18 protein-coding genes are annotated in these 14,585 nt (G+C 67.9%); 12 read left to right on the forward strand and 6 right to left on the reverse strand.

All coding sequences use genetic code 11. The annotated features are described in order from the left end of the window. Window positions 1-159: 159 nt before the first annotated feature. Genes AC1RKE_RS06275 through AC1RKE_RS06285 form a run of 3 tightly spaced genes read right to left on the reverse strand, consistent with a single transcriptional unit; the run spans window position 160 to window position 1,912 of the window. Window positions 160-942 carry a GIN domain-containing protein gene (locus AC1RKE_RS06275; protein WP_348684075.1) on the reverse strand — a complete coding sequence of 261 codons (783 nt, stop codon included), beginning with the start codon at window positions 940-942 and terminating at the stop codon, window positions 160-162. Further along, a complete protein-coding gene (locus tag AC1RKE_RS06280) occupies window positions 939-1,544 on the reverse strand; it encodes a DUF1700 domain-containing protein (protein WP_152950931.1) in 606 nt (201 codons plus the stop codon). Before AC1RKE_RS06280 ends, AC1RKE_RS06275 begins: the two co-directional genes overlap by 4 nt. After that, window positions 1,541-1,912 carry a PadR family transcriptional regulator gene (locus AC1RKE_RS06285; RefSeq protein ID WP_287397954.1) on the reverse strand — a complete coding sequence of 124 codons (372 nt, stop codon included), beginning with the start codon at window positions 1,910-1,912 and terminating at the stop codon, window positions 1,541-1,543. Before AC1RKE_RS06285 ends, AC1RKE_RS06280 begins: the two co-directional genes overlap by 4 nt. Before the next feature lie 270 nt (window positions 1,913-2,182). On the opposite strand from AC1RKE_RS06285, the gene coxB reads away from it, so the two are divergent. The 11 genes from coxB (at window position 2,183) to AC1RKE_RS06340 (ending at window position 11,147) form a co-directional block, all read left to right on the forward strand. Beyond that, window positions 2,183-3,214, forward strand: coding sequence for a cytochrome c oxidase subunit II (coxB, locus tag AC1RKE_RS06290; RefSeq protein WP_054766601.1), 1,032 nt, complete (start codon window positions 2,183-2,185; stop codon window positions 3,212-3,214). Window positions 3,215-3,229: 15 nt separating this feature from the next. Next, window positions 3,230-4,909 carry a cytochrome c oxidase subunit I gene (gene ctaD / locus AC1RKE_RS06295; RefSeq protein WP_183215060.1) on the forward strand — a complete coding sequence of 560 codons (1,680 nt, stop codon included), beginning with the start codon at window positions 3,230-3,232 and terminating at the stop codon, window positions 4,907-4,909. An 87-nt stretch (window positions 4,910-4,996) separates the two neighbouring features. After that, a complete protein-coding gene (gene cyoE, locus AC1RKE_RS06300; RefSeq protein ID WP_395942008.1) occupies window positions 4,997-5,980 on the forward strand; it encodes a heme o synthase in 984 nt (327 codons plus the stop codon). A 3-nt stretch (window positions 5,981-5,983) separates the two neighbouring features. Continuing rightward, window positions 5,984-6,157, forward strand: coding sequence for a cytochrome c oxidase system small membrane protein (locus AC1RKE_RS06305; RefSeq protein WP_182714420.1), 174 nt, complete (start codon window positions 5,984-5,986; stop codon window positions 6,155-6,157). Then, window positions 6,154-6,705 carry a cytochrome c oxidase assembly protein gene (locus tag AC1RKE_RS06310; protein WP_152950928.1) on the forward strand — a complete coding sequence of 184 codons (552 nt, stop codon included), beginning with the start codon at window positions 6,154-6,156 and terminating at the stop codon, window positions 6,703-6,705. The genes AC1RKE_RS06305 and AC1RKE_RS06310 overlap by 4 nt, the downstream gene beginning before the upstream one ends. Beyond that, the gene (locus AC1RKE_RS06315; protein WP_348684492.1) at window positions 6,705-7,124 is read left to right on the forward strand and encodes an NUDIX domain-containing protein; all 420 of its coding nucleotides are present in this window, start codon (window positions 6,705-6,707) and stop codon (window positions 7,122-7,124) included. The genes AC1RKE_RS06310 and AC1RKE_RS06315 overlap by 1 nt, the downstream gene beginning before the upstream one ends. 140 nt (window positions 7,125-7,264) lie before the next feature. After that, window positions 7,265-8,173, forward strand: coding sequence for a cytochrome c oxidase subunit 3 (locus tag AC1RKE_RS06320; RefSeq protein ID WP_054766596.1), 909 nt, complete (start codon window positions 7,265-7,267; stop codon window positions 8,171-8,173). After that, on the forward strand, window positions 8,170-8,565 hold the full coding sequence (locus AC1RKE_RS06325) for a DUF983 domain-containing protein (RefSeq protein ID WP_348684491.1): 396 nt from the start codon (window positions 8,170-8,172) through the stop codon (window positions 8,563-8,565). The genes AC1RKE_RS06320 and AC1RKE_RS06325 overlap by 4 nt, the downstream gene beginning before the upstream one ends. Continuing rightward, on the forward strand, window positions 8,562-9,263 hold the full coding sequence (locus AC1RKE_RS06330; protein WP_348684490.1) for an SURF1 family protein: 702 nt from the start codon (window positions 8,562-8,564) through the stop codon (window positions 9,261-9,263). The genes AC1RKE_RS06325 and AC1RKE_RS06330 overlap by 4 nt, the downstream gene beginning before the upstream one ends. A 50-nt stretch (window positions 9,264-9,313) precedes the next feature. Then, entirely contained in the window at window positions 9,314-10,528 is a 1,215-nt protein-coding gene (locus AC1RKE_RS06335; protein ID WP_348684489.1) for a M16 family metallopeptidase, read from the forward strand. A gap of 64 nt (window positions 10,529-10,592) precedes the next feature. Continuing rightward, window positions 10,593-11,147, forward strand: a complete 555-nt coding sequence (locus AC1RKE_RS06340) for an NADPH-dependent FMN reductase (protein WP_395942010.1) — start codon at window positions 10,593-10,595, stop codon at window positions 11,145-11,147. 99 nt (window positions 11,148-11,246) lie between these two features. Here the strand turns inward: AC1RKE_RS06340 and AC1RKE_RS06345 are convergent, their stop codons facing one another. Next, window positions 11,247-11,459, reverse strand: coding sequence for a cold-shock protein (locus AC1RKE_RS06345; RefSeq protein ID WP_008260410.1), 213 nt, complete (start codon window positions 11,457-11,459; stop codon window positions 11,247-11,249). A gap of 236 nt (window positions 11,460-11,695) precedes the next feature. Between AC1RKE_RS06345 and AC1RKE_RS06350 the strand changes: the two genes are divergently transcribed. After that, window positions 11,696-11,887 (forward strand): hypothetical protein, encoded by a 192-nt coding sequence (locus tag AC1RKE_RS06350; protein ID WP_007443424.1) that lies wholly within the window; start codon window positions 11,696-11,698, stop codon window positions 11,885-11,887. A 16-nt stretch (window positions 11,888-11,903) separates the two neighbouring features. Here the strand turns inward: AC1RKE_RS06350 and AC1RKE_RS06355 are convergent, their stop codons facing one another. Beyond that, window positions 11,904-13,097, reverse strand: a complete 1,194-nt coding sequence (locus tag AC1RKE_RS06355) for a DUF1501 domain-containing protein (RefSeq protein WP_348685049.1) — start codon at window positions 13,095-13,097, stop codon at window positions 11,904-11,906. Then, window positions 13,094-14,491 (reverse strand): DUF1800 domain-containing protein, encoded by a 1,398-nt coding sequence (locus AC1RKE_RS06360; protein WP_395942011.1) that lies wholly within the window; start codon window positions 14,489-14,491, stop codon window positions 13,094-13,096. Before AC1RKE_RS06360 ends, AC1RKE_RS06355 begins: the two co-directional genes overlap by 4 nt. Window positions 14,492-14,585: the final 94 nt, after the last annotated feature.

Genomic DNA, 14,585 nt, shown 5'->3' on the forward strand with positions numbered 1-14,585 from the left:
GATAAGACCTTCCCCCGCTTGCGGGGGAAGTGTCAGCGCGTCGAGCGAAGCGAGACGGCTGACGATGGGGGAAGTCTTCTTCCTGAGCGACACTTCCCCCTCCGAGCCTGGTCCGCTGCGCGGACGCCGGCCCACCTCCCCCGCAAGCGGGGGAGGGTCTCAGTCCTGATACACGTCGCCGGAGCCCGAGAGTTCGGTGGTCAGCTTGGCGGGGCGGGCCGCCAGGGTGACGTCGCCGGAGCCGTCGATCCGCACCTGGACGTCGCCGGTCGGGGCGACATTGGCGTCGCCGGAGCCGGAGATGTCCACCGTGGCGTCGCGCGCCGCCAAGGCCCTCAGATCCGCGTCGCCGGACCCGTCGATCTCCAGCCGGAGGGCGTCGGTGCGGCCTTCGGCGGTCACATCGGCGGAGCCGGAGACGTCCAGGGCCAGGCTGGGCTGGTCATAGGCCTTGATGTCCAGATCGCCGGACGCATTGGAGACGAAGCGGACGACGTTGGGCGCGGTCACGACGACCCGCAGTTCGTCACGCTCCGATCGGGCCGAGAAGTTTCCGCTGCTCCAGCCGAAGACGATCCGTTCGTCGCCCTCGCCCAGGGACAGTCGGCCGTTCTCGAGTCGGACCCGGTCCGCCAGGGCCTTGGGCCCGGTGACGACCACGGTGTTCTCAGGGCCCTGGCGGTATTCCACGTCGATGGTGGAATCGACGGTCAGGGTGTCGCCGCCGGTCCAGGCCAGGGTGCGGGTGGTGAAGGGGCCGAGGTCTTCGACCTCTCCGCTTTTGACCCGTTCGAAGCGGATGGTTTCGCCGTCCCGGTCCTTGATGGTCCAGGCCCAGCCGTGGCGTTGCAGATCATGTCCACCCAGGGCGATGGCGCCGCCCACGGTGACGATGCACAGCACCAGGGCGGCGCCGGCGATGATGAAGAGCGTGCGGATCATTGCGAGCCTCCCGTGCTCGTGCCTTCGGATTGGGTGTCGGATTGGGGCTCCAGCGCCGGCTTCAGCAGCCGGTAGTGGAGGCGGGCGAACCAGACGAGGCCGTTGACCAGCCAGACGGTGACGATGGTCAGAAGGGCGCCGATGAAGACGGCCCCGGCCATCAGGCCCAGACCCATCAGGATCGCGGCGAAGGGGCCGCCGGGGAAGCCGGCGAAGGGCCCGGCCACCATGATCGCGCCGCCCGAGAAGAACAGGGCGATGGCGGCGATGAAGAAGCCGAAGATGGTCCCGACCACGCCCATCAGAATGGGCAGCAGGATCAGGATGTCGACGGCGCCCAGGCCCAGGACGGCGAAGACGGCGGCGGCGGCGGCGGAGGGGTTCTTCTCCTGACGCCAGCGCTGGATCCCGGCCTCGGCCTTGAGCTCGCGGGCCAGACGGCCCGGATCGCCCAGGGCGGCGGCCACCTCGGCCTCGGTGCGGCCGGCGGCCAGGCCGTCGGCGAAATGAGTCTCATAGTCGGCGACGATGTCGTTCGCCGTGGCGGTCGGCAGGCCGACCAGGCCGTTTCTGAGACGGACGATGAATTCCGATCTCGTCATTGTTCCGTTCCCTCCGGTTGAGCCGTCGGCTCTTGAATATGGGGCGCGTCGCTGGCCAGGACGGCTTCGACGGCCGTGGTGAAGGCCGACCATTCGGCGGCCTGGGCGGCGAGGGCCGCGCGACCGGCGTCGGTCAGACGATAGTATTTGCGCGACGGGCCGGACGAGGATTCGACCAGATAGGTCTCGACCTGGCCGTCCGACTGCATTCGCCGCATCAGGGGGTAGATGGTGCCTTCCCCCATGCCGATCGCGTCGGAAAGGCGGCTGGCGATCTCATAGGCGTAGCTGTCCGCCCGGTTCAGAAGCGCCAGGACGCAAAGCCCCAGAACCCCCTTCTTCAGCTGTATCTCGATGGTTTCGGTCACCTCGACGTCTCCTTTGATGGAGATTGACTACGACAAGGTACCTTGTGACGCAAGGTACCTGTTTAAACATGACGAAGGTTTAATTCTCAGGCCGCCGCCGCCAATCGCGGCGGGTTTGCGGCAAGGGGGCGCGCGGATCGCTTGGCAAGCGAGGGGCGATCCGATAGGGACTCAACCAAGTGTCGGGCGGACCAACATGCCCGCGCGAAGATTTGCGAGCCATTCGCAAGTCTCTGCTGCGAAACGATATTATGGGGACTTCGTATGGGAATGGGGACGCGAGCCCTGAGATGGACCAGAGCGGCGACCGCCTCGGCGACGGCGGCTGTCGGACTGGCGCTGGTCTCTGCGGCGCCGGTGTGGGCGCAGGACCTGATGGGTCAGCCGACGCCGGGCGGGATCGACCTTCAGCCGGCCGCCGCGCCGCTGAAGCACGACGCCATCTGGTTCCACAACATCGTGCTGATGCCCGTGATCACCGGCATCACCCTGTTGGTTCTGGCTCTGCTGGCCTGGATCGTCTTCCGCTACAATAAGCGCGCCAACGCCACGCCCGCGCGCTGGAGCCACAACACCACGGTCGAGATCATCTGGACGGTGCTGCCGGTGGTGATCCTGGTCTTCATCTCCCTGTTCTCGTTCCGGCTGCTGTTCGCCTATCACGACATGCCCGAGCCCGATCTGACGGTGAAGGTGACGGGCAACCAGTGGAACTGGGCCTATGAATATCCCGACCAGGGCGTTTCCGAATATATCTCCAACATGGTGCCCGAGGGCGAGCTGGCCGAGCGCGGCCTGTCGCACAGCGTCTATCGCCTGGCGGCGGACGAGCCGATGGTGGTGCCGGTCGGCAAGACGGTGCGTCTTCTGATCACCGCCTCGGACGTGATTCATTCCGTGGCCCTGCCGGCCTTCGGCCTGAAGACCGACGCCGTGCCGGGCCGGGTCAATGAGACCTGGTTCAAGGCCGAGCGCACCGGCGTCTTCTACGGCCAGTGTTCGGAACTGTGCGGCGTCGATCACGCCTTCATGCCTATTCAGATCAATGTCGTGACCCAGGCCGAGTTCGCGCGCTGGGTCGCCTCCAAGGGCGGCTCGATGACGCCCAAGGCCCCCGAGGCGGCGCCGGGCGGCACGACCGCTCAGGTCGAGGCCGGAACCACGGGCGCGCCTGTGGTGGGCACGGCGACCACCGGTCCCCAGGCCGGCGCCCAGACCGACATCCCGACCGCCCAGACGGCGACGACGCCGACCGCTCAATCCGCTCCCGCCGCGGCTCCCGCCGCGCCGGCCGCCCAGTAAGAGGCGAGCAGTTCCATGGCTGACGCTACGATTTCGACCCGCGACACCCTTCACGCGCCCGAGGCCCATCATCACGACGACCACAAGCCGGGCTTTTTCACCCGCTGGTTCCTGTCGACCAACCACAAGGACATCGGCACCCTGTACCTGCTGTTCGCCATCATGGCGGGCGTGGTCGGGGGCGCCCTGTCGGGCCTGATCCGCTGGGAACTGGCCGAGCCGGGCATCCAGATCTTCAAGGAAGGCTCGTCGATCCAGCTGCTGGGCCTCGTGGAGCAGTCCAAGCACGGCTACAACGTCACCGTCACGGCCCACGCCCTGATCATGATCTTCTTCATGGTCATGCCCGCCATGATCGGCGGCTTCGGCAACTGGTTCGTGCCCATCATGATCGGGGCGCCGGACATGGCCTTCCCGCGCATGAACAACATCTCCTTCTGGCTGCTGGTTGCGGCCTGGTGCCTGCTGGTCCTGTCGATGTTCACCGACGGCGGGCCGGGCAAGGGCTTCGGCGGGGGCTGGACGGCCTATCCGCCCCTGTCGACCACGGGCCACGTCGGCCCGGCGTTTGATCTGGCCATCTTCGCCCTGCACGTGGCGGGCGCCAGCTCCATCCTGGGGGCGATCAACTTCATCACGACGATCCTGAACATGCGGGCGCCGGGCATGACGCTTCACCGGATGCCGCTGTTCGCCTGGTCGGTGCTGATCACCGCCTTCCTGCTGCTGCTGTCGCTGCCGGTGCTGGCCGGCGCCATCACCATGCTGCTGACCGACCGCAACTTCGGCACCCACTTCTTCGACCCGGCCGGCGGCGGCGACCCGATCATGTACCAGCACCTGTTCTGGTTCTTCGGCCACCCGGAAGTGTACATCCTGATCCTGCCGGGCTTCGGCATCATCAGCCACATCGTCTCGACCTTCAGCCGCAAGCCGGTGTTCGGATACCTGGCCATGGCTTACGCCATGGTGGCCATCGGCTTCATCGGCTTCATCGTCTGGGCCCACCACATGTACACGGTGGGGATGAGCATCAATCTGCGCGCCTATTTCGTGGCCGCGACCATGATCATCGCCGTGCCGACGGGGGTGAAGATCTTCAGCTGGATCGCCACCATGTGGGGCGGCTCCATCAGCTTCAAGACGCCCATGCTGTGGGCCATCGGCTTCATCTTCCTGTTCACCGTGGGCGGGGTGACGGGCGTCGTCCTGTCGAACGCCGGCATCGATTACAGCCTGCACGACACCTATTACGTCGTGGCCCACTTCCACTATGTGCTGTCGCTGGGCGCCGTCTTCGCCATCTTCGCGGGCTTCTACTACTGGTTCGAGAAGATGTTCGGGGTGAAGTACAACGAGTTCCTCGGCGCGACCCATTTCTGGATCATGTTCGTCGGCGTGAACCTGATCTTCTTCCCGCAGCACTTCCTGGGCCTGCAGGCCATGCCGCGTCGCTATATCGACTATCCGGACGCCTACACCCTGTGGAACCAGGTCTCGTCCATCGGCTATGCGATCACCATCGTCGGCGTGCTGGTCTTCCTGGTCATGCTGCTGGAAGCCGCGATCCGTCGCCGTCCGGGCGTCGCCAATCCCTGGGGCGAGGGCGCCACGACCCTGGAATGGACCCTGTCCTCGCCGCCGCCGCAGCACCAGTTCAACGAACTGCCGGTGGTCAAGGGCGACGAGCACTGATCCCGGGCTGAGATCCCGAACGGAGGGCCGCTCTTTCCACGGAAGGGGCGGCCTTCTGCTTTGGGGTGTGTTATTCGGTCCCCATCCATGACCCCCGCACCCATGACCCAAGACGTTCACGACCGTCCCGCGATTTCGACCGCCCAGCCGGAAGACTTCTTCCAGCTGCTGAAGCCGCGCGTCATGTCGGTGGTGGTCTTCACCGCCGCGACCGGGCTGGTCATGGCGCCGGGGTCGATGAACCCGCTGGTCGCCGCCATCGCCATACTGTGCATCGCCGTGGGCGCAGGCGCGGCCGGTTCGCTGAACATGGCGCTGGAGGGCGAGACCGACGCCCTGATGCGGCGCACGCGCGGCCGGCCGGTGGCGGCGGGGCGCGTTCGGAAAAATGATGCGATGGCCTATGGCGTCATCCTGAGCCTGTTTTCGGTCATGCTGCTGGGGATGAACGCCAACTGGTTCGCGGCGGGGCTGCTGGCCCTGACCATCGTCTATTACGCCGGCTTCTACACCCTGCTGCTGAAGCGGCGGACGCCTCAGAACATCGTCATCGGCGGGGCGGCGGGCGCCTTTCCGCCGGTGATCGGCTGGGCGGCGGCGACGGGCGAGGCGCCGTGGCAGGCCTGGCTGCTGTTCCTGATCATCTTCCTGTGGACCCCGCCGCACTCCTGGGCCCTGGCCCTCTATTCGGCCGGAGACTACGCCAAGGCGGGCATACCGATGATGCCTGTGGCGCGGGGGGCCAAGTCCACGCGGCTGCAGATCCTGATCTATTCGCTGATCTTCGTCGCCTCGGCCGTGGCGCCGGCCCTGGTGGGCATGGGCGGGCTGATCTACGCCGTGGTGTCGGTCGGCGGCGGCCTGGCCTTCCTGGGGCTGGCCTGGCGGCTTTACCGCTCGCGCGCCGGCGACGAGCCCGACAAGGCCGACACGGTGGGACGCGAGGCCGCATTGTATGAGGTCAAGGTCCAGGCCAAACCGGCGCGGGATCTGTTCGCCTTTTCGATCCTGTATCTGGTCGCCCTGTTCTCGGCCTTCCTGGTCGAGGCCATAGCCGGCCTCGGAGTCTGAGCCATGCGTCTGACACCTGAAGAATTGCGCGCCCGCAAACGGCGCAACGTCTGGATCGCGGCCGCCCTGGTGGCCTTCATCGTCCTGGTCTTCGCCACCACCGTCCTGCGTCTGCAGCAGAATCAGGCGGCCGAACGCGCCCTGTTGGAGGCGGCGACGACGGCGGGGCCGCAATGAGGAAGCCGGGCCGTCAGAATCTGATCGCCATCCTGTGCGTCCTGGGCGTCATGGGGATGACGGGCGCGGCCTTCGCCGCCGTGCCGCTTTATCGGATGTTCTGTCAGGTGACGGGCTTCGACGGCACGGTGCGGCGGGCGGACAAGGCGCCGGACACGGTTCTGGACCAGACGGTGCTGGTGCGGTTCGACACCAATGTGCGCGGCGGCCTGCCCATGACCTTCCGCGCCGAACAGACGACCCAGAGGGTGCGGATCGGGGCCACGGGCCTGGCCTATTTCGACGTCACCAACACCTCGGACCAGCCGATCCAGGTGCGGGCCGGATACAATGTCGTGCCGGAATACACCGGCCCCTATTTCCAGAAGCTGCAATGCTTCTGCTTCCAGGATCAGACCCTGGCGGCAGGCGAGACGCGCCAGTTCCCGGTCCAGTATTTCATCGCCCCCGAACTGGCCACCGACCGGGAGGCCAAGGGCGCGCGTGAAATCACCCTGAGCTACACCTTCTATCCGTCGGTCGACGCGCCGACGGGGCCGAACGCCTGATGGCCCGTCCCGGCGTCGACTTTCCCGGCGTCGGCTGCGGCCTGGTGATTCAGCGGGCCGATGGGCGGGTGCTGCTGTGCAAACGGATGAAGCCGCCCGAGGCGGGGCATTGGAACATCGTGGGCGGCAAGGTCGATCAGGGCGAACGGTCCGCAGACGCCGCCCGGCGTGAGGCGGAGGAGGAGAGCGGCCTGACGATCGGCGCCGTCGACTTCCTGTGCTGGACCGAAGAGATCATGGCGACGGACGGCCAGCACTGGCTGTCGCTGATGTATGTCACGCGCGATTTCGCCGGCGAGCCCCGGCTGACTGAGCCGGACAAGCTGTCGGACATCGGCTGGTTCGCGCTCGACGCCCTGCCGCAGCCGCTGTCGGTGTTCGCGGCCAAGGCGTTCGCCGCCCTAGAGGCGCGGCCTTAGCGCCACCCCCAACCCCGTGACCCTAGGACTCGTCCCGATTCCGGCGGAAAGGCGGCGATCCACTGGCGTGTTGCAAAGGCCGGCGTTATAGCTGGCCAATAAGGCGAGTTCATCGCCAGCCCAAGATAGAGATGAAACGCATGGCCGACGCGCACGCCGCTCCGCATCACGACTATCACCTCGTGCCGCCCAGTCCGTGGCCGCTGGTGTCCTCGATCGCCGCGACGATCATGTTCATCGGCGCCGTCATCTGGATGAAGGGGCTGGCCCCGGCCGAAAACGGTCCGATCGCCGCCAACTTCCTGGCCGAGGGCAAGCCGGGCGTCTTCTTCGCCGGCCTGGCGGGGGTGCTGGTGTCCATGTTCGGCTGGTGGTCGGACGTCATCAAGGAATCCAAGGGCGGGGACCATACGCCGGTCGTTTCGATCGGCCTGCGCTACGGCATGATCCTGTTCATCGCGTCGGAGGTGATGTTCTTCGTCGCCTTCTTCTGGATGTTCTTCGACATGGCGCTGTTCCACGAATCGCGCGCCCTGACGCCGGAAGTCGGCGCCTGGGCCGACACCGCCAAGGCCTGGTCCACCTGGCCGCCCAAGGGGGTCGAGGTTCTGTCGCCGTGGCAGCTGCCGCTGCTGAACACCGTGACCCTGCTGCTGAGCGGCTGCACCGTGACCTGGGCCCACCATGCGATCCAGGTCGGCGACCGCAGCGGCGCCAAGCTGGCCCTGGTCCTGACGGTGATCCTGGGCGTCTTCTTCACCTGCGTTCAGGCCTACGAATACAACCACATCCTGCACGAGCACCTGTTCTTCAACGAGGAAGCGGTCAACTCGGGCCTTTATGGTTCGATCTTCTTCATGGCGACGGGCTTCCACGGCTTCCACGTGCTGGTGGGAACCATCTTCCTGACCGTCTGCCTGATCCGTCTGCTGGCCGGCGACTTCACACCGCAGAAGCATTTCGGCTTCGAGGCGGCGGCTTGGTACTGGCATTTCGTGGACGTGGTCTGGCTGTTCCTGTTCGCCTTCGTCTACGTCGTCTTCGGTTGATCCCGGACACCACGGACAAGATCCCGGCGGCGGGGGGCGAGCCATCGTCTCCCGCCGTCGCCGTTTCCGCCGTGCGGGCGGGGCTGAAGGGGCGCTGCCCGCGCTGTGGTCAGGGGCGGCTGTTTGCGGGCTTTCTGAAGGTGCGGCCGGGATGCGACACCTGCGGCCTGGACTTTTCGACCATCCAGACCGGCGACGGCCCGGCCAGCTTCATCATGCAGATCGCCGGCTTCGTGGTCGGCTTCTCGGCCCTGGTCGTCGAGATCAAATACCATCCGCCGATGTGGCTGCATCTGATCGTCTGGCTGCCGCTGGTGGTCGTCCTGTCGCTGGCCCTGATGCGGCCGGGCCGGGGGCTGATGATCGGCCTGCAATACAGGAATCAGACGTGAGGCGGTTTCCTTGGATACTGACGCTGGCGACGGCTGCGGCCCTGGTCCTGCTGATCGGCCTGGGCGTCTGGCAGGTCGAGCGGCTGAAGTGGAAGGAAGGGCTGATCGCGGCGGCCGAGGCGGCGGCGGCCAAACCGCCTGCGCCCCTGGATCAGGTGCTGGCGGACGGCGACCTGGAGTTCAGGAAGGCGCTGATCGTCTGTCCGGGTCTGGCGACCGCCCCCTATGTCGAGCTTCAGTCCATCCATGAGGGCCAGGCGGGGGTGCGGCTGATCTCGGCGTGCAAACCGGCGGGTTCGGATTTCAGCCTGCTGATCGACCGGGGCTTCATCGCCGACGGAGTGAACGAGCGGCCACGGGTGATCGAGACCAGCCTGCCCCTGGTGCTGATCGGCGAGTTCCGCCGCTTCGATCCGCCGGGCGGGCTGACGCCGGCCCCGGCGAACGGCCGCTTCTATGCGCGCGACACCGCAGCCATGGCCCAGGCTCTGAAGGTTCAGGGGCCGGTGCGGCCCGAGGCGGTGTTCGCCGTGACCCAGACCAATCCCGAGTTGGCGGCCCTGACGCCCTCCGCCCCGCCCGCGGCCTTTTCCAACAATCATTTCGGCTACGCCCTGACCTGGTTCGGACTGGCGGTCGCGCTCCTGGGCTTCTATGTCGCCTTGCTCCGACGTCGGAATAAGAAGGACATCTCCTGACCGCTTCCCTGCACACCCTGTCCAACGGCGTCCGCGTCATCTGCGATCCTATGCCCGGCCTGAAGACCCTCGCCGTCGTCGTCACCGTCAAGGGCGGGGCGCGGTGGGAGCCCGAGGATCGCTCCGGCTGGTCCCACCTCCTGGAACATCTGGTGTTCAAGGGCGCCGGCGACATGGCCGCCCGCGAGATCGTCGAACGGATCGAGGCCGAGGGCGGCACGATCAACGCCTCGACCGGCTATGAGCGGACCAGCTTCGAGGTGCGGGGGCTGGACGGGTCGCTGCCGCTGGCCATGCAGGTGCTGTCGGACCTGGTCTTCCGCCCCACGCTGGACCCGGCCGAGATCGAGCGCGAAAAGGACGTGGTGGCCCAGGAGATCGCCGAGGCCTTCGACACGCCCGACGACCATGTGTTCGAAATGGCCCAAACGCGGGCCTTCGCCGGCCAGCCGCTGGGGCGGCCGATCCTGGGCTCGGTCGACAGTCTGAAACCGGCGGACAGGGCGGCGGTCGAGGCCTGGCGCGCGCGGCTCTATTCGCCCGACCGGATGGTGGTGTCGGTGTCGGGCGCGGTGGAGGAGGGCGAGCTGCTGGCCCTGGCCGAGCGCTGGTTCGGGGCGGCGGTCGCGACCCCCGTCGAGGCGCCGGCGCCCGCCCTGTTCGTCGGCGGCCATGCGGCCCTGACGCGCAAGATCGAACAGGCCAATCTGGTGTTCCAGCTGCCGGCCCTCTCGGCGACCGATCCGGCCCTGTCGTCGATGCGGCTGTTCGGCGAGATCCTGGGCGGGGGCATGGCCTCGCGCCTGTTCCAGAGCGCGCGCGAGGAGCGGGGCCTGGCCTACGCCATCGACGCCTATCAGGAGCCCTATGAGGACGCCGGGGTGCTGGGCATCTATGCGGGCGCAGCGGCGGGCCGGGCGAAAGAGCTGGCCCAGGTGGCCGCGGCCGAGGTGCGGGCCCTGGCCGAGACCGGGCCGACCGAAAAGGAGCTGTCGCGCGCCAAGGCGGTGATGAAGGCCGGTCTGTGGATGTCGGACGAAAACCCGATGAGCCGGGCCGGCCGCAACGCCGCCCAGACCCTGATCTTCGGCGCGCCCCGCTCCAGCCTGTCCATGACCGAACAGCTGGAGGCCCAGACGGTGGCGGACGTGCGGGCGGCGGGAGCGCGTCTGTTGGAGGCACGTCAGGCGGCCAGCGCCGTCCTGGGACCGAAATCGGCGGCGCCGGCGGGCGAGGCCTTCGCGGCGGCGCTGTTCAGGGCCTAAGGGGAACATCCTGCGTCGTCATCGGTTATGCTGACGCTTGACCCTCACAATCCGGAGCCGCCCCATGTCCGTCCGCGTCGCCTTGATCGTCGGCAGCCTGCGCAAAGGCTCCTATTCGCGCGCCGTCGGGCTGGAGATGAAGGCCATGGCCGCGCCCGAGCTGGAGGTGGAGCCGGTCGAGATCGGCGATCTGCCGCTCTATAACCCCGATCTGGAGACGGAGACGCCGCCGGCCGCCTGGACCCGGTTCCGGGCGGATATGGCGGCGGTTCAGGCGGTGCTGTTCGTGACGCCGGAATATAATCGCTCGATCCCGGGGGCGCTGAAGAACGCCCTGGACGTCGGCTCGCGCCCCTATGGCCGCAGCATCTGGGCGGGCAAGCCGGCCGCCATCGTCAGCGTCTCGCCCGGCGCCATCGGGGCCTTCGGCGCCAACCACCACCTGCGCCAGCCCCTGGTCTTTCTGAACATGCCGACCATGCAGCAACCCGAAGCCTATGTGGGCAATGTCGCCGGCCTGCTGAACGAGGAGGATGGGAGGCTGAAGAACGAGGGGACGCGGGAGTTCCTGAAGGAGTTCCTCGACGCCTTTGCGGCGTGGATCGAGAAGACCAAATAGTCTCGCCCGGATGACGGCGTTTAAAGAGGGCGGACGCCCCAATTGAAAACGGCGGCTCCTTTCGGAGCCGCCGTCGCCAGATCAGCCGTGAAGCTGAAATCAGCCGATGGTTTGCAGCTGGCCAGCGGATTCCTTGCCCGAACGCTTGTCGCGTTCCAGCTCGTAGGAAACCTTCTGGTTTTCATCCAGGCCGCGCAGGCCAGCGCCTTCGACGGCCGAGATGTGGACGAAGACGTCCTTGCCGCCGTCGTCGGGTTGGATGAAGCCGTAACCCTTGGTCGGGTTGAACCATTTGACAGTGCCGGTAGCCATTTTGAGACCTCCGTTAGAAGTTGACCGAGGGAACGTCCCTGCGGCCTGTCGGGTCTGAATGGGATCGGCCTGGACTCATGCGTTCGCAAGGAGAGTGGGCGTTACGCAGAGAGATCGACGAGGCTTATTAGCGCAGGCTTTTCCGACAAAAGCAAGGCGGGGCGTATTAAGGCGCCGGCGTGACGGAACGGCTGCGCTTCCAAGGCGTTGTCTCGGCTCACGAAAGGTACCCCGTCATGAACCGCACCCATGTGGTCGAGCGCGCCTATCAGCTCGCCCGCACCCCCGAATGTCTGAACACCGGCGATGTGGTCAAGGCCCTGTCGGCCGAGGGCTATTCCAGCGCCGACATCTCCCACTTCCAGGGCAGTTCGATCCGGGCGGACCTGAACCGCATCTGCAAACAGACGACGCCCGAAGCGGCCTGAAAGAAACCGCCTGACATCAGGCCAGGCCGTCGATCGCCGGCGCCTCGGCGGCGCTGTCAGGAAAGACGTGCGTGTCCAGCTGGGCGCGGTCCAGGCCCAGATGATCGCGCAGCACCCCCTTGAAGACGGCGCGCACGTCCAGGGTCGGCGCAAGGTCGCGCCCCTCGAACAGACGGTTGTCGGCCAGGCCGGGCCAGTCGCCGATCAGGCCGCCCGGTCGAACGGCGCCGCCCGCCAGGATCAGCGAAGACGCCGTGCCGTGATCGGTGCCCCCCGTGCCGTTGGCGCGGGCGGTGCGGCCGAATTCGGTGGCCACCGCCACGACCGTGCGCCGCCAGTCCTCGCCCAGCCCGTTCTCCAGCCCGGCGATCAGCCGGTCCAGGCCGGTGAGCCGGGTCTGGAGCTGCGCCCTCTGGCCGGCGTGGGTGTCCCATCCGTCCAGCGACAGGGCGACGACGTTCGCCCCCTCGGTTCCGGTCATCAGCCGCGCCACCGCCTGACCCAGGGCCTGGGCGTCGTTGCGACCCACCCGCCCGCCGTCGCCGTCGAGGGCCGCGCGTTCCTCGGTCGCCAGGCCGCGCGCCAGGCTTTGCCCCAGCAGCGGATCCTCGACATAGAGGTCTTGCAGCAGGCCGGCGATCCGGTCGTCCTCATGCACTCGTCCCCCCGGCGCCCAGCCGGAGACGGGCGCCTCGCCGCGCAGGATCAGGGGCGTCTGAGCGCCGATCGCCAGCCCCGTCAGTCTTCGCCCGCCCGCCGCGACGATGGCGCGGTTCAGCCAGCCGTCGTCCTGACGACGCAGGCTTTCGCCGCCGTTTTCCAGCACGTCCTGGGCGTCGAAATGCGACCGCACCCGCACAGGCAGGGCCACGGCCGGTGCGAACCGCATCTGGCCGCGACGATACAGGGCGTGCAGGCCGCCGAGAGCCGGATGCAGGCCGAAACCGTCGGCCAAAGCCAACACGCCGTCGGCCTGGCCGGGCTCGGCCAGGGCCAGGCCGCCGCGCAGGGCCGCATAGTTTGGATCGGCGTAGGGGACCGTCACCGACAGTCCGTCCATGGCGCCCCGCGCGAGGATCACGACCAGCTTGTTGTCCGACACGACGCCCGAAGCGCCCGATTGGGCGAAGGCGCGTCCGACAAAGGCCAGGCTCAGGCCGGCGGCCGATCCGCCCAAAAGAGCGCGGCGATGTAAGGAGGGGTGGGTCATCGGCGCTGGAACTCCGGCGACATCAGAAGAAGGGTCAGGGCCTCGGGCCGACTCTCGGCCCGGGCGACGGCCGAGCGGGTGCGCTCGCCCATTCGGCGGCCCAGGGCGGAGCGGGCGACGGCGTTCACATCGGTGACGACGGCGGCGCCGGCGGTGGTCCGCGCCCAGTTCAACCGCTTGACCAAGGCGTCGGGCCCGGCCCAGTCGGCGGCCGTGTCGGGCCAGCCCTCGGGCGACGGCGGCGCAAAGGGCGGCTGGCCCATGTCGACCAGCGCCTGACGCAGGCGCTGCGGGCGCTGGGGGCCTTCGTCCAGAGCCCGCCCTGTCGAGACGACGAACTCATAGGGCGTCTTGATCTTGGCGGCCTGCGACGTCCAGGTCTCGGGTGCTTCGATCAGGGCGCGGGCGACCTGGGCCAGATCGCCTTGAGACCCGGTCCAGGCGGTTTCGAGCCGTGCGACCAGGGCCGGGGGCGGATCGTCGGCGACGAAATGGGCTGCGATCCGCCGCGACAGCCGCTTGGCCGTGGCCGGATGGCGCGCCAGATCCCGCAATATGGCCTCGCCCTGTCGGCGGCCGGTCTGGGCGTAGGTCCGGCCCATGACCGTTCGGACGCCGGGTTCGTGAATCTCCGGCCGGAAGACGAAGCCGCCGCCGTCCGCCCTCTGCCGATCCTGCTGGCGGGGGATCGACCAGCCGGTCAAGGCGCGGGCCAGTTCGGTGACGTCGGCCTGATCATAGCCGCCGTCGGCGCCGACCGTATGCAGCTCCAGCATTTCGCGGGCCAGATTCTCGTTCAGCCCCAGCCTGCGGCGCACCCCGGCCCGGCTGTCCGGTCCGGCCGATCGGGCCTGGTCAAGGTACAGAAGCATGGCCGGATGCTGTTCGGCGGCGAGGACCAGATCCTCGAACCGGCCGAAGACATGGGGGCGAATGGCTTCGCGCTCATAAGCGTCGACGAAGGCGCCGGCGGTGAATTTGGCGGCCGAGACGGTCAGGGCGTTGGTCCAGAACAGGGCCCAGCGCTCGGCGAACCCCTGGTCGGTCTCCAGGCCCAGCCGAACGCGATCCAGAAAGCTGCGGGCCGTGTCCTCGGTTATGGCGCGCCGCGCCGCCTGCCGGGCCTGACGCGCGGCCTGGGCCGTCGGATCGGGCGCCCCGCCGGGCGCCGCCGCCTCGCGCCGGCCGGTCCCGCTGGCCTGATAGGCCAGGAAGGCCTCCATCCGTTCGGCGGTCGAGACGGCGGCGCCGGAAGGTTGGGGCGCGCCTTCGGCCCGGATCTGACCCAGCGCCCAGCCTCTGGGATCGGCGGCGACGCGGTCGATCTCGCCGGGACGCGCGCCCAGGCCCAGCCGGGTCACGGCGACGGCGGCCTCGAAAACGGATGCGGCCATGGGCGGTCTCCTTGCCGGGTCTCTCCGTCCAACGGGTGGAGTGCGAATCTCCGTCGCTGGAGGACCGCGGCCGGGTTTCACCCCTCGCGTTCAT

Source organism: Brevundimonas sp. GW822-FHT03E11, assembly GCF_058801445.1.